The sequence below is a fragment of the Chromobacterium subtsugae genome (genome assembly GCF_035919665.1).
GTDB lineage: Bacteria > Pseudomonadota > Gammaproteobacteria > Burkholderiales > Chromobacteriaceae > Chromobacterium > Chromobacterium subtsugae.
Genome location: NZ_CP142381.1, coordinates 551,645 through 567,612, shown reverse-complemented (window position 1 = coordinate 567,612; position 15,968 = coordinate 551,645). Strand labels below are relative to the sequence as shown.

The window sequence follows — 15,968 nt, the reverse complement described above, 5'->3', positions numbered from 1 at the left end:
CCGCTACAGCGCCAGGCCGCAGTCCGCCTGCGCGCGCGCCCAATCGAACCAGGGGCCGGGGTCGGTCTTGCGGCCGGGCGCGATGTGCTCGTGGCCGGCCAACGCCGATAGCGGCAGGTGGCGGCGCAATTCCGCGCCCAGCGCCGCCAGCGTGCGGTATTGCGCCTCGCTGAACGGCTCGAAATCGCAGCCCTCCAGCTCCACGCCTATGGAAAAGTCATTGCACTTCTCGCGGCCGCGCCAGCAGGACACCCCGGCATGCCAGGCGCGCTGCCCCACCGGCACGAACTGCAGCAATTGGCCGTCGCGGCGGATGAAGAAGTGCGACGACACCCGCAGCTGGTGGATGCCGCGGTAATACGGGTCTTCGTCCGGGTCCAGGCTGTTGCCGAACAGCTGCTGCACGCCGGGGCCGCCATAGCGGTAAGGCGGCAGGCTGATATTGTGTATCACCAGCAGCTCCGGCGCGCAGCCCGGGCTGCGCTCGTCGCAATTGGGCGAGGCCTGCTGCAGCGCGCCGCGCATCCAGCCGTCCGGGGCCAGCGACAGGACCGGCGGCGCGGCCGGCCGGTAGTCCATCCGCCACAGCGCCAGCCCGTCCGGCACGCTCCAGCGCCGCTCCAGCACGAAGCCCGCCTTGTGGTAGAGCGCGATCGCCGCCTGGTTGACTTCGGCGGTGTCGACGCTGGCGCGCGTCTCGCCGTGCAACGCCCGGTTGAGCAGCCGGTAGCCCCAGCCGCAGCCGAAATGCGCAGGGTCCACCACCGTGCGTTCGATGTGCAGGCCGCCGTCCAGCCGGCGCGACGCCACCACCAGCCCGCGCAGCTCGCCGCCCTCGAACGCCGCCAGGATGCGGTCGCGGCAAGAAAGCAACGCCGCCAGGTCCGGCCACAGCAGCGGCAGCGCCGGATAGTCCAGCCATTCCACCTCGACGCGGTGGGCGGCCAGCTGCAGCCGCAGCGCCCGCTGCGCCAGCTCCGCGTCGCCGCGGTCCAACTCCTTCACTTCAAACGGCAAATCCATTCTGCTCCTCGATCGTCTATGCCCCGGACGGCATCGTACAAATCCGGCTTGTGTTCCACCGCGCAAAGCGGTATCAAGAACTTGCGTCGCGCATCGCGTAAGCGGCCGTCTTTTCCGCCGCATCGAGTTTACGCTTGAGGCGCATCATGTCCACGGTTTCGGCATGGCGTCACAATCATGCCAGAACCCACGCAGGAGACCACCCTCATGCTTACGCTCGACACCCTTGGCGGCGCCGCGGCGCCCAGCTTCGAACAGCCGCTGGAAATGCTGCAGGCCTGTCACGACAAGATCCGCCGCTTCTGCGACACCCTGGACAAGCTGCCGCCCTACATCGAAGAGCACGGCGTCGACGAAGCGGCCCGCAACGCGATCAACGACGTGGTGCGCTACTTCGACGTCGCCGGCCCCGCCCACCATACCGACGAGGAAGAAGAGCTGTTCCCGCTGATCGAGGCGCGCGTGCCCGCCGCCGCATCCAGGCTGGAGCAGCTGGCGGCCGAGCACGGCTACCTTCACTCGTGCTGGAACGCCATCCGCGACGACCTGCTGTCGCTGCGCGACGGCCGCATCCGCCAGATCAGCAAGAACGAGCTGCAGGAATTCGCCCGCCAGTACCGCGAGCACGCCGCCGCCGAGGAGGCCTGGCTCTTCCCCGCCGCCGCCAGCGCGCTGAGCGCGGAAGAGCTGCGCGCCGCCGGCGCCCGCATGGCCCAGCGCCGCCAAACCGGCGGCTGAGCCGGCGCGCTAACGCAAAACGGGTTGCCCGCTCGCGCCGGCAACCCGTTCCTTCCCGCCAGGGCGGCCGCTTAGGCCGTCAGTTTCAGCAACTGGGCGAAAGCGTCCTCGAACAGTTTCAGGCCGTCCTGCTGCAGTTTTTCGCCGACAGCGGCCAGATCGACGCCGGCGGCTTCCACTTCGGCCAGCAACGCCTGCGCCGCGTCCATGCCTTGCGGCAGCGTCAGCGCGGCGTCGCCGTGGTCGCGGAAGGCGGCCATCGTCGCGTCCGGCACGGTGTTGACGGTTTCGTCGCCGATCAGGCTTTCCACGTACAGCACGTCGCGGTAAGCCGGGTTCTTGGTGCCGGTGGACGCCCACAGCAGGAATTGCGGACGGGCGCCGGCGGCGCGCAGCTTGGCGAACTCCTCGCCGTGGAAGCGTTGCTGGTAGCGGGCGTAGGCTGCCTTGGACAGCGCGATCGCCACCTTGCCCTTGTGCTGCTCGGCCACTTGCGGATCCAGCAGGCTGTCGACGCGCGACAGGAAGAAGCTGGCCACCGCCTTGACGCCGGCCACCGGCTGGCCGTCGGCCAGGCGCGCGGACAGGCCGGCGATGTAGGCATCCCATACCGCTTCCACTTGCGGCAGCGAGAACAGCAGGGTGATGTTGACGTTGACGCCTTCGCGGGTCAGCGTCTGGAAGGCGCGAATGCCCTCGGCGGTGGCCGGAATCTTGATCATCGCGTTGGCGCGGCCGATCTCGGCCCACAGCCGGCGCGCGGCCGCCAAGGTGCCGGCTTCGTCGCGCGACAGTTCCGGCGACACTTCCAGGCTGACGTAGCCGTCGTTGCCCTGGCTGGCTTCGTATTGCGCCAGCAGCAGATCGCAGGCGGCCTGGATGTCGGCCACCACCAGCGTTTCGTAGCGCGCTTCGGCGGACAGCGCCGCGTCTTGTTTCAGCACGGCCAGCTCGCCCTGATAGCTCGCGTCGGAGCTGATCGCCTTGTAGAAGATGGCCGGATTAGAGGTGACGCCGGCGATGCCGTCTTCGGCCAGCAGGCGGGCCAGTTCGCCGGAGGCGATCAGTTCACGGGACAGATTGTCCAGCCAGATACGCTGGCCGAACGGACGGATGGCTTGCAAACGGTTCATGGTGAGGCGTCCGGGAATTGCTTGAGGTAAAGACAGACATCGTAGCGCGCCGCAACCGCCGCGCCAAGAAAATTGTCGCGGCGGCTTGCGCTGGATCGAAGACCGCTCAGGCGGCCTGGCTGTCGTTGCGGCGTTCGCGCGGGAACACCACGCTGAAGGTGCTGCCCTTGTCGGGCTCGCTCTTGATTTCCAGCCGGGCGTGATGGCGCGCCAGCACGTGCTTGACGATGGCGAGGCCGAGGCCGGTGCCGCCGCTGCCGCGCGAACGGCCGCGGTCCACCCGGTAGAAGCGCTCGGTCAGCCGCGGGATATGCTCGCGCGGGATGCCGATCCCAGTGTCGCTGACCGAGAAGCGCAGCTGCTCGCCCTCCTCCTGCCAGGCCAGCGTGATGCTGCCGCCTTCCGGCGTGTAGCGCACCGCGTTGGACACCAGGTTGCCGAAGGCCGAATGCAGCTCCTGGCCGCTGCCCCACAGGCCGGCGTCGCAACAGCCGGACAGCTTGACCTGATGCCGCCCCTGGGACAGGCCCTCGGCCTCCACCATCAGCGTGTCCAGCATGTCGCGCATGTCCACTTTTTCCGAACTCGCCGCCTTGGGGCTGTTCTCCAGCCGCGACAGCGCCAGCAGATCTTCCACCAGGCTTTGCATCCGCCGCGACTGCTCCAGCATCATCGGCAGGAACTGGCGGAAGGTGCGGTCGTCCACCTCCGGCATGTCGCCCAGCGTCTCCAGGAAGCCGCCCACCACCGTCAGCGGCGTGCGCAGCTCGTGCGAGACGTTGGCGACGAAATCGCGGTGCACCGTTTGCACCCGCTCCAGCTGGGTGATGTCGCGGGTCAGCAGCAGCTTGCGGGTGGAGTCGAACGGCACCAGCTGCAGCGAAATCACCAGTTCGCGCGGCTGGACGAAGTTCAGCACCAGCGGCTGGCTGAAGCTGGCGTTCTTCATATAGCTGTGGAACGATGGCTGGCGGATCAGGTTGAGGATCTGGTTGCCGACGTCGCGCTTGCGGTCCAACCCCAGATGCTCCACCGCCATCGGATTCACCCATTCGATGCGGTCATGCTCGTCCAACACCACCACGCCGTCCGGCATCGCCTCGCCGGCGTTGATGAAGCGCTCCAGCACGTGAGTCAGCTTCTTCTTGCTCTGGCTCTGGTTGCGCATGGTGCGGTACAGCGTCATGAACACCGAATGCCAGACGCCGAAGCCGTCCGGCACCCGCTCCGGCACCGGATGGCGCAGCCAGCGCAGCAGCAGCGCGATGTGGTAGAGGTTGAAGGCCAGCCATGCCCCCAGCGTGATCGCCAGCGCCAGCAGCGCGTCAGTGGCCGAGGACAGCGCCCAGAAGCCGCCGCTGACGACGACGATGCCCGTCAGCCACAGCAGGGTCCGTTGCAGAAATTCGCGCATCAAGCCTCACTGTTGCACGGAGAAGCGGTAGCCGGTGCCGCGCACGGTCTGGATCAGGCCGTCGTGCTGAGTGCCCTCCAGCGCGCTGCGCAGCCGGCGGATGTGCACGTCCACGGTGCGCTCCTCGACAAAGACATGATCGCCCCACACCTGGTCCAGCAGCTGGGCGCGCGAGTGCACGCGCTCCGGGTGGGTCATGAAGAAATGCAGCAGGCGGAATTCTGTCGGCCCCAGGTCGATCACGCTGCCGTTGCCGGTGACGCGGTGGGTCACCGGGTCCAGCCGCAGGCCCTGCACGTCCACCGCGTCGTCGGTCATCTGCGGCGCGCGGCGGCGCAGCACCGCCTTGATGCGGGCCAACAGCTCGCGCGGCGAGAACGGCTTGGTGATGTAGTCGTCGGCGCCGGTTTCCAGGCCGACGATCTTGTCCTGCTCATCGGAGCGGGCGGTCAGCATGATAATGGGAATGTGGCGGGTGCGCTCGTCGGCGCGCAGGCGCTTGGCCACGTCGACGCCGCTGGCGCCCGGCAGCATCCAGTCCAGCAGCACCAGGTCGGGCAGCGCGTTTCTGACCAGGGTCAGCGCGGCTTCGGCGGTGCCGGCGCGCAGCACATGGTGGCCAGCCTGGGCCAGGTTGAAGGCGATCAGCTCCTGAATCGCCGGTTCGTCTTCGACAAGCAAGATATTGGCGGCCATGGTCGGCTATCCTCGTTTGATTGTGTGGCAAGGATACAAACGCTTGATGACAGTAATATGACATGTCTTGGTCAGTTCCCGCGCCCGGATTGTCCGCGATCCGGCCCGCCGCCGCCAGACAAAAAAAACGGGCCTGCCAGATGGGCAGACCCGGAATGGTCGTCGTCAAAAACGTTTGATCTGACAAGAGACCAGGGACAAAGAGATCACCAGGACAGTCTCAAATGAGGGGGTCGAGCGACTCGCTCATCCGCAACCAATCTTGGACGGAGACCGCGGCGGGACGTGCCGCTTTCTCCTTGATACGGGCTGCATTCTACGTAGCAAATGCCGGGCCATACCCATTCATTCATTGGATTTTTTCTTTTTTTGCCTTCTTTTTGATGTTTATTTTGTCATATTTCATTAGAATCGAAACATGGACAGATTTGATCGCAAAATCCTCGCTGCACTGCACGAAAATGCCAGAATCAGCTTCGCCGAACTGGCGCGCCGGGTAAACCTTTCCGCCCCCGCGGTGGCCGACCGGGTGGCCAAACTGGAGCAAGCCGGCGTGATCACCGGCTACCGCGCCCAGATCGATCCCGGCCGGGTCGGCCTGCCGATTTCCTGCCTGATCGAACTGACAGTCAAGCATCTGGAGTACTACCTGGTGATCGAGCAGATCCGCAACACTCCCGAGGTGATCGAGTGCGCGTCCATCACCGGCACCAGCGGCCTGATGATCAAGGTGGCGGTGGACACCATGGCCTCGCTGCAGGCATTGATCGCCCGGCTGATGCAGTTCGGCGACACCAAGACCTCCATCATCATCGACATGCCGGTGGCGCCGCGGATGCCGGCGCTGCAGCAGGACGACTAGGCGATAAAAAAGGCCGGGGCCCTCGCGGGCGCCGGCCGGAACAGAGTACAACTCTCCCTTACATACTTCTCAACCCGCCACGTGCCGCACGAAGCGCAGCATATTGCAGGTGTAGCCGTATTCGTTGTCGTACCAGGCCACCACCTTGATGAAGGTCTTGTCCAGCGCGATGCCGGCGTCGGCGTCGAAGGTGGACGGCGCGGTGTTGCCGACGAAGTCGGTGGACACCACTTTTTCGTCGGTGTAGCCCAGCACGCCCTTCAGCGCGCCCTGGGACGCCTCTTTCATCGCCTTGCAGATGTCGGCGTAGTCGGCTTCCTTCTCCAGCTCCACCGTCAGGTCCACCACCGACACGTCGGAGGTCGGCACGCGGAAGGCCATGCCGGTCAGCTTCTTGTTCAGCTCCGGGATCACCTTGCCCACCGCCTTGGCGGCGCCGGTGGACGAGGGGATGATGTTTTCCAGGATGCCGCGGCCGCCGCGCCAGTCCTTGCTGGACGGGCCGTCAACGGTCTTCTGGGTGGCGGTGGCGGCGTGCACGGTGCTCATCAGGCCGCGCTTGATGCCCCAGTTGTCGTGCAGCACCTTGGCCACCGGAGCCAGACAGTTGGTGGTGCAAGACGCGGCGGAGACGATGGCCTCGCCGGCGTATTTTTCGTGGTTGACGCCGTAGACGAACATCGGGGTGTCGTCCTTGGACGGCGCCGACTGCACCACTTTCCTGGCGCCGGCTTCGATATGCTTCTGGCAGCTTTCCTGGGTCAGGAAGAAGCCGGTGCATTCGATGACGATGTCGGCGCCGATCTCGTTCCATTTCAGGTTGGCCGGGTCTTTTTCGGCGGTCAGGCGGATGGTCTTGCCGTTGACGATCAGGCTATTGCCTTCCACCTTGACCTCGCCGTTGAAGCGGCCGTGCACCGAATCGTACTTCAGCATGTAGGCCAGGTATTCCGGGTCGAGCAGATCGTTGATGCCGACTACTTCGATTTCAGGAAAATCCTTGGCGATTGCGCGGAACGCCATGCGACCGATACGACCGAAACCGTTGATACCGACTTTGATAGTCATGAGGAAGTCTCCTTATCACCTTGTAATGCTCAATGAACGACCCGGCGGCGATCCGTGCCGCGGCCGCCGAGAATGCCGATTCCGTGGGCGGGCGCCCTTGCCGCCAGGCGGCGGACTGTGGCCGCCGGCCGCGCCGCGGCGCCCGGAAAACAAAACAGCGCAAGGCCATCTCGTGCCTTGCGCTGTCACTTTCCACCCATTTGACCTTGTAATCAACTCGCTACATCAAGAGTTGGCGAAATTGCCGTTTCATCCTTGCAAAACAGCGGCGTAGGGGCTTGCGTCTCCCTGCAGAATGATGTGCAGCAGCGTGGCCGAAACTGCGGTGACGCCGCTGGCGCCCAGCTGGCGCAGCGCGTCCTGGTCGACGCGGCCGCTGTCGGCCACCTCCACCCGCAGCCGGCTGCCGGCCACCGCCTCCACCTTGCGCACATTGTCGGCGCCGCCCAGCGCGGCCAGCCAGCGCACCTTGTCTATGCTGGCGCCGTTGGCGGCGGCGGTGGACACCAGCGTCTCGGCGGCGGCTTGCGGCGCGGCGGCGGCCGCGCCCAGCGCGTTGCGGATCTCGTCGGCGATCAGATCGGCCTCCGGCCCCAGCACCACCTGCACGCTGCCGGCGGCCGGACGGATCAGCCCGCGCGAGCCCAGCGCCTTCAGCGCGGCCTCGTCCACCTTGTCATTGCTGACCACCAGCAGGCGCAGCCGGGTGGTGCAGGCGTCGACGTTCTTCAGGTTGGCGGCGCCGCCCAGCGCGGTGATGAAGCCGCGCGCGCGCTCGGTGCCCTTGACGCCGGCGGCAACGGCCACCGCGCCGTCCTCGCGGCCCGGGGTCTTCAGGTCGAACTTCTTGATGAAGAACACGAACAGGCCGTAGTACACCACGAAGTAGACCGCGCCCACCGGCAGCAGATACCACGGATGGGTGGAGATGCCGAAGCCCAGCACGTAGTCGAACAGGCCGGCGGAGAAGCCGAAGCCAAGCTTGACGTCGAGCGCGTGCATGATGGCCATCGACAGGCCGGTCAGCAGCGCGTGGATCGCGTACAGCGCCGGCGCCAGGAACATGAAGGCGAATTCGACCGGCTCGGTGACGCCGGTCAGCATCGCGGTCAGCGCCAGCGAAAACAGCAGGCCGCCGACCGCCGCCTTGTTTTCCGGCTTGGCGGTGCGATACATCGCCAGGCAGGCCGCCGGCAGGCCGAACATCATCACCGGGAAGAAGCCGGCCATGAACATGCCGGCCGTCTTGTCGCCGGCGAAGAAGCGGGTCAGGTCGCCGTGCACCACCTTGCCGGTGGCGTCGGTGAAGTCGCCCAGCTGGAACCAGAAGATGTTGTTGAGGATATGGTGCAGGCCGGTGACGATCAGCAGGCGGTTGAGCACGCCGAACACGAAGGCGCCGACTTCGCCCAGGCCTATCATCCAGTGGCCGGTGTTGTCGATGGCGTTCTGCACCGGCATCCAGATGTAGCCGAGCGCCGCGCCCAGGATCAGCGCGGCGAAGCCGGTGGCGATGGGCACGAAGCGCTTGCCGCCGAAGAAGGCCAGGTAGCTGGGCAGCGCGATGTCCTTGTAGCGGTTGTACAGCGCGCCGGCCACCAGGCCGGACAGGATGCCGGACAGCACGCCCATATTGATCTTGGCGTCTATCGTCTTCAGCACCGCGGTGATCACCAGGTAGCCGATGGCGCCGGCCAGGCCGGAGGTGCCGTTATTGTCCTTGGCGAAGCCGACCGCCACGCCGATGGCGAAGATCAGCGCCAGATTGCCGAAAATGGCGTCGCCGGCCTGGGCCATCATCTTGATGTCCAAGAGGTCGGGCTGACCCAGCCGCAGCAGCAGGCCGGCCACCGGCAACACGGCGATCGGCAGCATCAGGGCGCGCCCCAATTGCTGGATGCCGGCAAACTTGTTCAGAGTACTCACAACATATCTCCCAGGTTAATCTGGCGCCGTCTTGTCTCGCGGCGGCTCACCAGCACATCACGCAACGCTCCTCACGCCCGCCTCAGGCGGCGGGCCACAACTCCACTATCCTGCCGCGCACTTCCTGCGCGGAGCTCAATCCCAGCAGGCGCTCGGCCTCGCTCTGGCATTGCCGTTGCGACAAGCCGCGCACCAGGCTCTTCACCTCCGGCACCAGCCGCGGGCTGACCGACAGCTCGGCCACGCCCAGCCCCAGCAATACCGGCACCGCCTGCGGATCGGACGCCATCGCGCCGCACACCCCCACCCATTTGCCGTGCCGTTTGGCGCCTTCCACCGCGATGGCGATCAGGCGCAGCAGGCCCGGATGCAGCGAATCGATGCGGGCGGCCAGCGTGGCGTTGCAACGGTCCATCGCCAGCGTGTACTGGGTCAGGTCGTTGCTGCCTATCGACAGGAAATCGGCGTGCTTGGCCAACTGGTCGGCCAGCAGCGCCGCCGACGGCACCTCCACCATCACCCCCAGCTGCGGCCGTTCGGCCAACTGCATTTCCACCGCCAGCTGCTCGATGCGCTCGCGCAGCCGGATCAGTTCGCCGACGTCGGCGATCATCGGCACCAGGATGCGCAGCCGCGCCAGCGGCTTCACCGCCAACAGCGCGCGCAATTGGGTGTCCAGCATCTCCGGATAGGCGAAGCCGGCGCGGATGCCTCTTAGGCCCAGCGCCGGATTCGGCTCCGGCGGCAATTGCAGGTAAGGCACGTCCTTGTCGCCGCCGACATCCAGCGTGCGGATGATGGCGTTGCGGCCGTCCAGCGCGTCCAGCACCGCCTGATAGGCGGCGGTCTGCTCGGCCTCGGTCGGCGCGTCGCGGCGGTCGATGAACAGGAATTCGGTGCGCAGCAGGCCCACCGCGTCGGCGCCGTGCGCCACGCCTTCGCGGGCGTCGTCGGCGTTGGCGATGTTGACCGCCACCTCGATCGCCACGCCGTCCTGGGTGATGGCCGGCGCGCTGGCCGACGCCTGCATCGAGCGCAGGCGCGCCGCCAGCTGCTCGATTTGCGCGCGCGCGGCGGCCAGCTCGGCCGCGTCCGGCTGCGGATTGGCGAGGCCGGCGCGCGCGTCCAGGATCAGTTGCTGGCCGTGGCGCAGCGTCAGCGCGGCGGGGCCGCAGGCCACCAGCGCCGGAATGCCCATCGCCCGCGCCAGGATGGCGACGTGGCCGCTGGCGCCGCCGGCGGCGGTGACGATGCCGGCCACCTTGCCGCGCGGCAGGCGGGTCAATTCGGACGGCGCCAGATCGTCGGCCACCAGGATGGACGCGTCGAACAGCTCGGGCGCGGAGCCGGCGTCGCCGTACAGCGCGCGCAGCAGCTGCCGCTCGATGTCTTTCAGATCGGCCACCCGCTCGGCCAACAGCTGGTTGCCCAGGCCGGCCAGCACCTCGCATTGCGCGCGGATGGATTGGCGCGCGGCCAAGCCGGCGCTCAGGCCGGCGTCGATGCCGCGCCCGGCCGCCGCCAGCAGCTCCGGATCGTCCAGCAGAGCCAGATGGGCGGCGAAGATGTCGCTCTCGGCGGTGGCGCCGCGGCGCAGCGCCTCGTCTATGCCGCGCTGAATGTCGGCGCGCACCGCCGCCTGCGCGTCCAGCAGCGCGGCGCGTTCCGCCTGCGCGCCGGCGCCGCGCTCCGGCAGCGGCATGTCGAAAGCATCCAGCCGCACCGCCTGGCCGATGGCCAGGCCCGGCGCGGCGGCGACGCCGGCGATGCGGCCCGCCACCTGGGCGGCCGCGGCGCTAGCGGCCGGCGCGTGGCCGGCGCCGCTATGGGTTTGCAACACGGCTATCACCGCCGCCAGCGCGGCGTCGGCGTCGGCGCCGCTGGCGGCTACCGCCACCACGTCGTTTTCGGCCACCCCCAGGCTCATCAGCGCCACCACGCTGCGCGCGTTGGCCTGCTTGCCGTTGAATTCGATGACGATGTCGGCGGCGAATGCCTTGGCTGCCTGCTGCACCCGCGCCGACGGCCGCGCGTGCAGGCCGCCCTCATGGCGCACCACCGCCTCGCCGCGGCGTTCCGGGCCGCCGGCGGCGCCGCGGGGGGAGACATCCCCGCGGGCCGCCAGAGTCAGGAAGCGCGTCCGGCCGGCTTCGACCAAGCCTTCGGCGCGGAGGGGAAAATCAAACTGCTCGGAATTGGCGATCACCACCATGGTCTGCAGCGACGGCGCGCGGCGCGCCACCGCGTCCAGGTCCACCTCGATCAGCGGCTGGCCCTGGAACACGCGCTCGCCGGCCCGCACCAGCGGCTGGAAGCCCTGGCCCTCCAGCTTGACGGTGTCGATGCCGATATGGATCAGCACCTCGGCGCCGTTGTCGGCGGTCAGCGTCAGCGCGTGGCCGGTACGGGCCAGCTGGCTGACCGTCCCGCTACAGGGCGCGAGCAGCGTGGACGACAGCGGCTCCAGCGCCAGGCCGTCGCCCGCCATCAGGCCGGCGAACACCGGATCGGGCACTTGGGACAGCGGCACGGCCGGGCCGGTGAACGGCGCCAGCAGATCTAGCGTGGTGGTCATCGCGATTCCTTATTCCATTCTTTTTATTCCGGGACGCCGCGGCGTCCCGGCGGAAAACCCGCCCCGCTCAGCGGGTGCAGGTGACTTTGGACAGATGGCGCGGCAGGTCCGGATTCAGGCCGCGCGCCTCGGACAAGCGCGCCGCCATCAGGTAGAAGCTCTGGATCGCCAGCAGCGGGTCCAGCGCCTCGTCGTCGGCCAGCGCCAGCGTCAGGTCGCGGCTGGCGACATCGGCCGGCGCGGCCAGCAACACCTTGGCGCCTCGGCCGCGCATCTCGGCCGCCAGATCGATCAGGCCCTGTTGTTCCGGGCCGCGCGGCGCGAAGATCAGCAGCGGGTAGCCGTCGTCGATCAGCGCCATCGGGCCGTGCTTGATCTCGGCGCCGGAGAAGGCCTCGGCCTGGATCGCGCAGGTTTCCTTGAATTTCAGCGCCGCCTCCAGCGCCACCGCGAAGCCCAGGCCGCGGCCGACCACCATGATGCGTTCGGCCGGCTGCAGCACCTCGATGGCGGCGGACCAGTCCTGGGCGGCGGCTTCGGTCAGACGCTGCGGCAGATTTTCCAGCGCGGCCAACAGCGCCTCGTCGGCCTGCCAGTGCGCCACCAAGCGGGCGACGGCGGACAGCGCGGTGATGTAGCTCTTGGTGGCGGCGACGCTCTTTTCCTCGCCGGCGCACAGCGGCACCGCCCAGTCGCTGGCCTCGGCCAGCGGCGACTGCTGCTTGTTGACCAGCGCCACGGTGTGCGCGCCGGCCGCGGACAGCGCCTTGACGGTGTCCACCAGGTCCGGGCTTTGGCCCGACTGCGACACGGCGACCGCCAATTGCCCTTCCACCGCCAGCGGCGCGCGGTGCAGCGTCACCAGCGACATCGGCAGCGACACCACCGGAATGCCGAGGCGCTGCATCACCAGGTAGGCGAAGTAGTTGGCCGCGTGGTCGGAACTGCCGCGCGCCACCGTCAGCGCGAGCTTAGGCGCGATGCGGGCCAGCTCGCGCCCCAGCGCGGCCAGGCCTTCATCGGCGTACATATGTTGCGCGGACACCGCCTCGGCGGCGTACAGCGCTTCTTCAAGCATCAACGAGGCCAATCTCTTCTCCCTCTACGTAGACTTGCTGCAAATTCAGGTCGGCATCCAGCGCCACGATGTCGGCCCAGGCGCCGGGGGCCAGGCGGCCGCGCTCGGACAAGCCCAGGTAGTCGGCCGGGTACAGCGACAGGCGGTGGCTGGCGTCGGCCAGCGGCAGGCCGATCTTCACCAGGTTGCGCAGCGCCTGGTCCATGGTCAGCGTGCTGCCGGCCAAGGTGCCGTCGGCCAGCCTCACCCCGCCCATGCATTTGGTCACGGAGTGGGAGCCCAGCTTGTACTCGCCGTCCGGCATGCCGGCGGCGGCGGTGGAATCGGTCACGCAGTAGAGGCGCGGAATGGCGCGCAGCGCGGTGCGGATCGCGCCCGGATGCACGTGGAGCAAGTCGGGGATCAGCTCGGCGTATTCGGCGTGCGCCAGCGCGGCGCCCACCACGCCGGGCTCGCGGTGATGCAGGCCGGTCATCGCGTTGAACAGGTGGGTGAAGCCGGACGCGCCCTGCTCCAGCGCCTCCACCGCCTGCTCGTAGCTGCCCAGGGTGTGGCCCATCTGCACCCGCACGCCTTGCGCGGACAACGTGCGGATGATGTCGAGATGGCCGGGGATTTCCGGCGCCAGCGTGATCAGCGAGATCGGGGCCAGCGCGCGGTAGGCGTCGATTTGCGCCATCGCCGCCTGACAGGCGTCGTCGGGCTGCGCGCCCAGCTTGCCCGGGTTGATGTACGGGCCTTCCAGGTGCACGCCCAGCACCCGGCTGCCCGCCGGCGCCCTTTCCTTGCAGTTGCGGCCCAGATCGGCCAGCACGCGGCTGATTTCCTCCGGCGGCGCCGTCATGGTGGTGGCGAGCAAGGAGGTGGTGCCGAAGCGGGCATGCAGCCGGGCGACATGGGAGATGGCGTTGCCGCCCTCCATGATGTCCACCCCGCCGCCGCCGTGCACGTGCAGGTCGATGAAGCCGGGCAGGATATAGCGTTCCGGCTGCCGGCCAGACGCCAGCTTGGCGTCTATCTCTGCGATGCGGCCATCGGCCGCCAGGCGCACGACGCCGTCCATCCACCCGGAGGCGGTGAGGATGCGGCCCTGCAAGGTCAGGTTCTGGGTCATCGTTTCAGTTCGGCTACAAAATCGTAATAATCGTTGCGGCAGTAAGTGTCGGTGAGCTCGATCGCCACATTGTCGGCATTGAAGCCGATCCGGGTGATCAGCAGCATCGCCTCGCCGGGCCGGATGCCGGCCAGCGTGGCGACGTCGCCCGAGGCGTTCACCGCCCGGATGTGCTGCAGCGCGCGCACCACCGAATGTCCCGCCGCGTCCAGGTGGGCGTATAAAGACGTGCCCACCGCCTGCGGATCCGGCAGATACGCCACCGGCATCGTGCTCATTTCAATCGCCATCACCACGCCGTCGGCCAGCCGCTGCCGCTTCAGCCGCGCCACCATCGAGGTCGGCGACAGTCCCAGGCGGATCACTTCCTCGTTGCTGGGCGGGAACACGCCGCGCTCAAGCCACACCGACGACGGCACGAAGCCGCGCAGCCGCAGCTGCTCGGTAAAGCCGGTCAAGCGCGACAGCGGCTGCTCCAGCCTGGGCGTGATGAAGGTGCCCGAGCCCTGGCGCCGGCGGATCATGCCCTGCTCCAGCAGCACATCCATCGCCTTGCGCGCCGTGACGCGCGAAATGCCCAGCTCTTCCGAAAACGTCCGTTCCGACGGCAGCGCCTCGTCCGCCTGCCACCAGCCGGCGTTGATCGCATCGGCCAGTTTGCGCGACAGCTGCAGGTACAGCGGGGTGCTCAGGTTTTCATCGGGTTTCAATGCCAGCCAGCGGTTTTCCATGGTCGTCTGCAAGTGGTCTGAAAATTGCAGTGTAAGCCTAGTCTTCCGCCTCCGGTATCCCGCAGCCGCCGCAATGGCTGGCTTACCCTGCGGAAGTTAATACCACATTAATACCACGTCAATACCATTTGTCAGATCATCGCCGCTTAATATCGGCCGCATGGCAACAAAACGACAGCGCGCGGATTCATGGCGGGGAAAAGTGGAAATTTGGCCAGGGAGAGGCGGGAACGCAGGACTGGCGCGGCGCGATCTTTGCAAGAATCAAGCCAGCGTGGCCTCACGGCCAGTTGGCCGTCATTAATACCAGTTTGTAAACTTGCATTTAAAATTTGCATCAAATTTTAAATCGCCAACTCGTTTTGGCGTACTGGATCAGCCCCGCTGATGACTGTGCATTTGCATACCACTACAACAAGGAGCTTGTAATGAAACTGCATTGGCAACTCCCCGCCGTGATGACGCTAAGCTGCCTGAGCGCGCCGCTATGGGCGCATGGCACCATGGAAGTTCCGATCAACCGCACTTACAGCTGCTTCCTGGAAGGCCCGGAAGCGCCGAAAACCGCCGCCTGCCAGGCGGCCAGGCAAGTCGGCGGCACCCAGGCGATGTACGACTGGAACGGCATCAACCAGAATCCGCAGGGCGACAACCACCAGGCGGCGGTGCCGGACGGCACGCTGTGCGGCGGCGGCAAGGCCGAATTCAAAGGCTTCAACCTGGCCCGCCGCGACTGGCGCGCCACCAGCATCGTGCCGGACGCCAACGGCAATTACGAATTCATCTACAAGGCCACCGCGCCGCACGCCACCAAGTACTTCAAGTTCTACATCACCAAGAACGGCTGGAATCCGGACCTGCCGCTGAAATGGTCGGACCTGCAACTGTTCGGCACCGTCAACGGCAATCCGCAGCAGGACGCCGCCAAGCGCTACCACATGACGCTGAAGCTGCCGCAGGGCAAGACCGGCCAGCACATCATCTTCAACGTCTGGAAGCGTTCCGACAGCGAGGAGGCCTTCTACTCGTGCTCCGACGTCAGCTTCGGCGGCGGCGACGCCGCGCCGCCGGCCGCCAATCCGTGGAAGGAAATCGGCAACGTCGCCGCGCGCGAAAACCTGCCGGCCGGCAGCAGCGCCACGCTGCGGGTGTTCGACAGCCAGGGCCGCGACGCCGAGAAGCACTCGGTGGCGCTGAACGCCGCCAGCGGCCAGGCCGCCAACTGGCCGTACGCGCTGGCGCTCAAGGTCAACGCCGCCTCGCCGGCCATCCGCATCGGCGTGCTGAAATCGCAGCAGCGCGCCGTATCCATCGTGCCGGTGAAGGATGCCACCGCCAACCGCGTCTACCTGAACGACAGCTACAAGGGCTACAGCTTCGCGGTCGATCTGAAGAAGGGCGACGGCGGCGCGACGCCGCCCGCCGCCAACGCCTGGCAGGAAGGCGGCAAATACGCGACCGGCCAGGTCGTCAGCTACCAGGGCCGCCAGTACCGCTGCCTGCAGGCCCACACCGCCTGGGCCGGCGCCGGCTGGACGCCGTCCACCCAAGCCACGCTGTGGCAGGCGCTCTGACGCTCCGTCCATGAAAAACGCCGCTCCGAAGAGCGG

Annotated in this window: 13 protein-coding genes; 3 read left to right on the top strand and 10 right to left on the bottom strand. The window is 67.3% G+C overall.

The window, feature by feature from the left end; genetic code table 11:
• Positions 1-3: 3 nt before the first annotated feature.
• Entirely contained in the window at positions 4-1,023 is a 1,020-nt protein-coding gene (ampD, locus tag U6115_RS02755) for a 1,6-anhydro-N-acetylmuramyl-L-alanine amidase AmpD (protein ID WP_043578266.1), read from the bottom strand.
• 207 nt (positions 1,024-1,230) lie between these two features.
• Here ampD and U6115_RS02750 point away from each other — a divergent pair, with 207 nt between their 5' ends.
• Complete coding sequence (locus tag U6115_RS02750) at positions 1,231-1,761, top strand: hemerythrin domain-containing protein (protein ID WP_043578264.1); 531 nt, start codon at positions 1,231-1,233, stop codon at positions 1,759-1,761.
• A gap of 71 nt (positions 1,762-1,832) precedes the next feature.
• On the opposite strand, the gene tal is transcribed toward U6115_RS02750, so the two are convergent.
• From tal to phoB, 3 genes are all read right to left on the bottom strand, one after another.
• Complete coding sequence (tal, locus tag U6115_RS02745) at positions 1,833-2,894, bottom strand: transaldolase (protein ID WP_043578261.1); 1,062 nt, start codon at positions 2,892-2,894, stop codon at positions 1,833-1,835.
• A gap of 106 nt (positions 2,895-3,000) precedes the next feature.
• The gene (gene phoR, locus U6115_RS02740; protein WP_043578258.1) at positions 3,001-4,308 is read right to left on the bottom strand and encodes a phosphate regulon sensor histidine kinase PhoR; all 1,308 of its coding nucleotides are present in this window, start codon (positions 4,306-4,308) and stop codon (positions 3,001-3,003) included.
• 6 nt (positions 4,309-4,314) lie between these two features.
• A complete protein-coding gene (gene phoB, locus U6115_RS02735) occupies positions 4,315-5,004 on the bottom strand; it encodes a phosphate regulon transcriptional regulator PhoB (RefSeq protein ID WP_043578256.1) in 690 nt (229 codons plus the stop codon).
• A gap of 418 nt (positions 5,005-5,422) precedes the next feature.
• Between phoB and U6115_RS02730 the strand changes: the two genes are divergently transcribed.
• Positions 5,423-5,866, top strand: a complete 444-nt coding sequence (locus U6115_RS02730; RefSeq protein WP_043578253.1) for an Lrp/AsnC family transcriptional regulator — start codon at positions 5,423-5,425, stop codon at positions 5,864-5,866.
• A 69-nt stretch (positions 5,867-5,935) separates the two neighbouring features.
• Here U6115_RS02730 and gap read toward each other — a convergent pair whose 3' ends face one another.
• The 6 genes from gap to U6115_RS02700 form a co-directional block, all read right to left on the bottom strand.
• Complete coding sequence (gap, locus tag U6115_RS02725; RefSeq protein ID WP_043578250.1) at positions 5,936-6,934, bottom strand: type I glyceraldehyde-3-phosphate dehydrogenase; 999 nt, start codon at positions 6,932-6,934, stop codon at positions 5,936-5,938.
• A gap of 249 nt (positions 6,935-7,183) precedes the next feature.
• Positions 7,184-8,860 (bottom strand): N-acetylglucosamine-specific PTS transporter subunit IIBC, encoded by a 1,677-nt coding sequence (gene nagE / locus U6115_RS02720; protein WP_043578247.1) that lies wholly within the window; start codon positions 8,858-8,860, stop codon positions 7,184-7,186.
• A gap of 82 nt (positions 8,861-8,942) precedes the next feature.
• Complete coding sequence (ptsP, locus tag U6115_RS02715) at positions 8,943-11,435, bottom strand: phosphoenolpyruvate--protein phosphotransferase (RefSeq protein WP_043578244.1); 2,493 nt, start codon at positions 11,433-11,435, stop codon at positions 8,943-8,945.
• Between the two features lie 67 nt (positions 11,436-11,502).
• Positions 11,503-12,525 carry an SIS domain-containing protein gene (locus tag U6115_RS02710; protein ID WP_076097999.1) on the bottom strand — a complete coding sequence of 341 codons (1,023 nt, stop codon included), beginning with the start codon at positions 12,523-12,525 and terminating at the stop codon, positions 11,503-11,505.
• Positions 12,506-13,627, bottom strand: coding sequence for an N-acetylglucosamine-6-phosphate deacetylase (nagA, locus tag U6115_RS02705; RefSeq protein WP_043578235.1), 1,122 nt, complete (start codon positions 13,625-13,627; stop codon positions 12,506-12,508). Before nagA ends, U6115_RS02710 begins: the two co-directional genes overlap by 20 nt.
• Positions 13,624-14,358, bottom strand: a complete 735-nt coding sequence (locus tag U6115_RS02700) for a GntR family transcriptional regulator (protein ID WP_043578231.1) — start codon at positions 14,356-14,358, stop codon at positions 13,624-13,626. Before U6115_RS02700 ends, nagA begins: the two co-directional genes overlap by 4 nt.
• Before the next feature lie 428 nt (positions 14,359-14,786).
• On the opposite strand from U6115_RS02700, the gene U6115_RS02695 reads away from it, so the two are divergent.
• Positions 14,787-15,932 (top strand): lytic polysaccharide monooxygenase, encoded by a 1,146-nt coding sequence (locus U6115_RS02695; protein ID WP_043578230.1) that lies wholly within the window; start codon positions 14,787-14,789, stop codon positions 15,930-15,932.
• Positions 15,933-15,968 lie beyond the last annotated feature (36 nt).

What these genes read in the sequence shown, in the direction of transcription:
- ampD (WP_043578266.1), bottom strand. Translation starts at nt 1,023, where the DNA reads ATGGATTTGCCGTTTGAAGTGAAGGAGTTGGACCGCGGCGACGCGGAG.
- U6115_RS02750 (WP_043578264.1), top strand. Translation starts at nt 1,231, where the DNA reads ATGCTTACGCTCGACACCCTTGGCGGCGCCGCGGCGCCCAGCTTCGAA.
- tal (WP_043578261.1), bottom strand. Translation starts at nt 2,894, where the DNA reads ATGAACCGTTTGCAAGCCATCCGTCCGTTCGGCCAGCGTATCTGGCTG.
- phoR (WP_043578258.1), bottom strand. Translation starts at nt 4,308, where the DNA reads ATGCGCGAATTTCTGCAACGGACCCTGCTGTGGCTGACGGGCATCGTC.
- phoB (WP_043578256.1), bottom strand. Translation starts at nt 5,004, where the DNA reads ATGGCCGCCAATATCTTGCTTGTCGAAGACGAACCGGCGATTCAGGAG.
- U6115_RS02730 (WP_043578253.1), top strand. Translation starts at nt 5,423, where the DNA reads ATGGACAGATTTGATCGCAAAATCCTCGCTGCACTGCACGAAAATGCC.
- gap (WP_043578250.1), bottom strand. Translation starts at nt 6,934, where the DNA reads ATGACTATCAAAGTCGGTATCAACGGTTTCGGTCGTATCGGTCGCATG.
- ptsP (WP_043578244.1), bottom strand. Translation starts at nt 11,435, where the DNA reads ATGACCACCACGCTAGATCTGCTGGCGCCGTTCACCGGCCCGGCCGTG.
- nagA (WP_043578235.1), bottom strand. Translation starts at nt 13,627, where the DNA reads ATGACCCAGAACCTGACCTTGCAGGGCCGCATCCTCACCGCCTCCGGG.
- U6115_RS02700 (WP_043578231.1), bottom strand. Translation starts at nt 14,358, where the DNA reads ATGGAAAACCGCTGGCTGGCATTGAAACCCGATGAAAACCTGAGCACC.
- U6115_RS02695 (WP_043578230.1), top strand. Translation starts at nt 14,787, where the DNA reads ATGAAACTGCATTGGCAACTCCCCGCCGTGATGACGCTAAGCTGCCTG.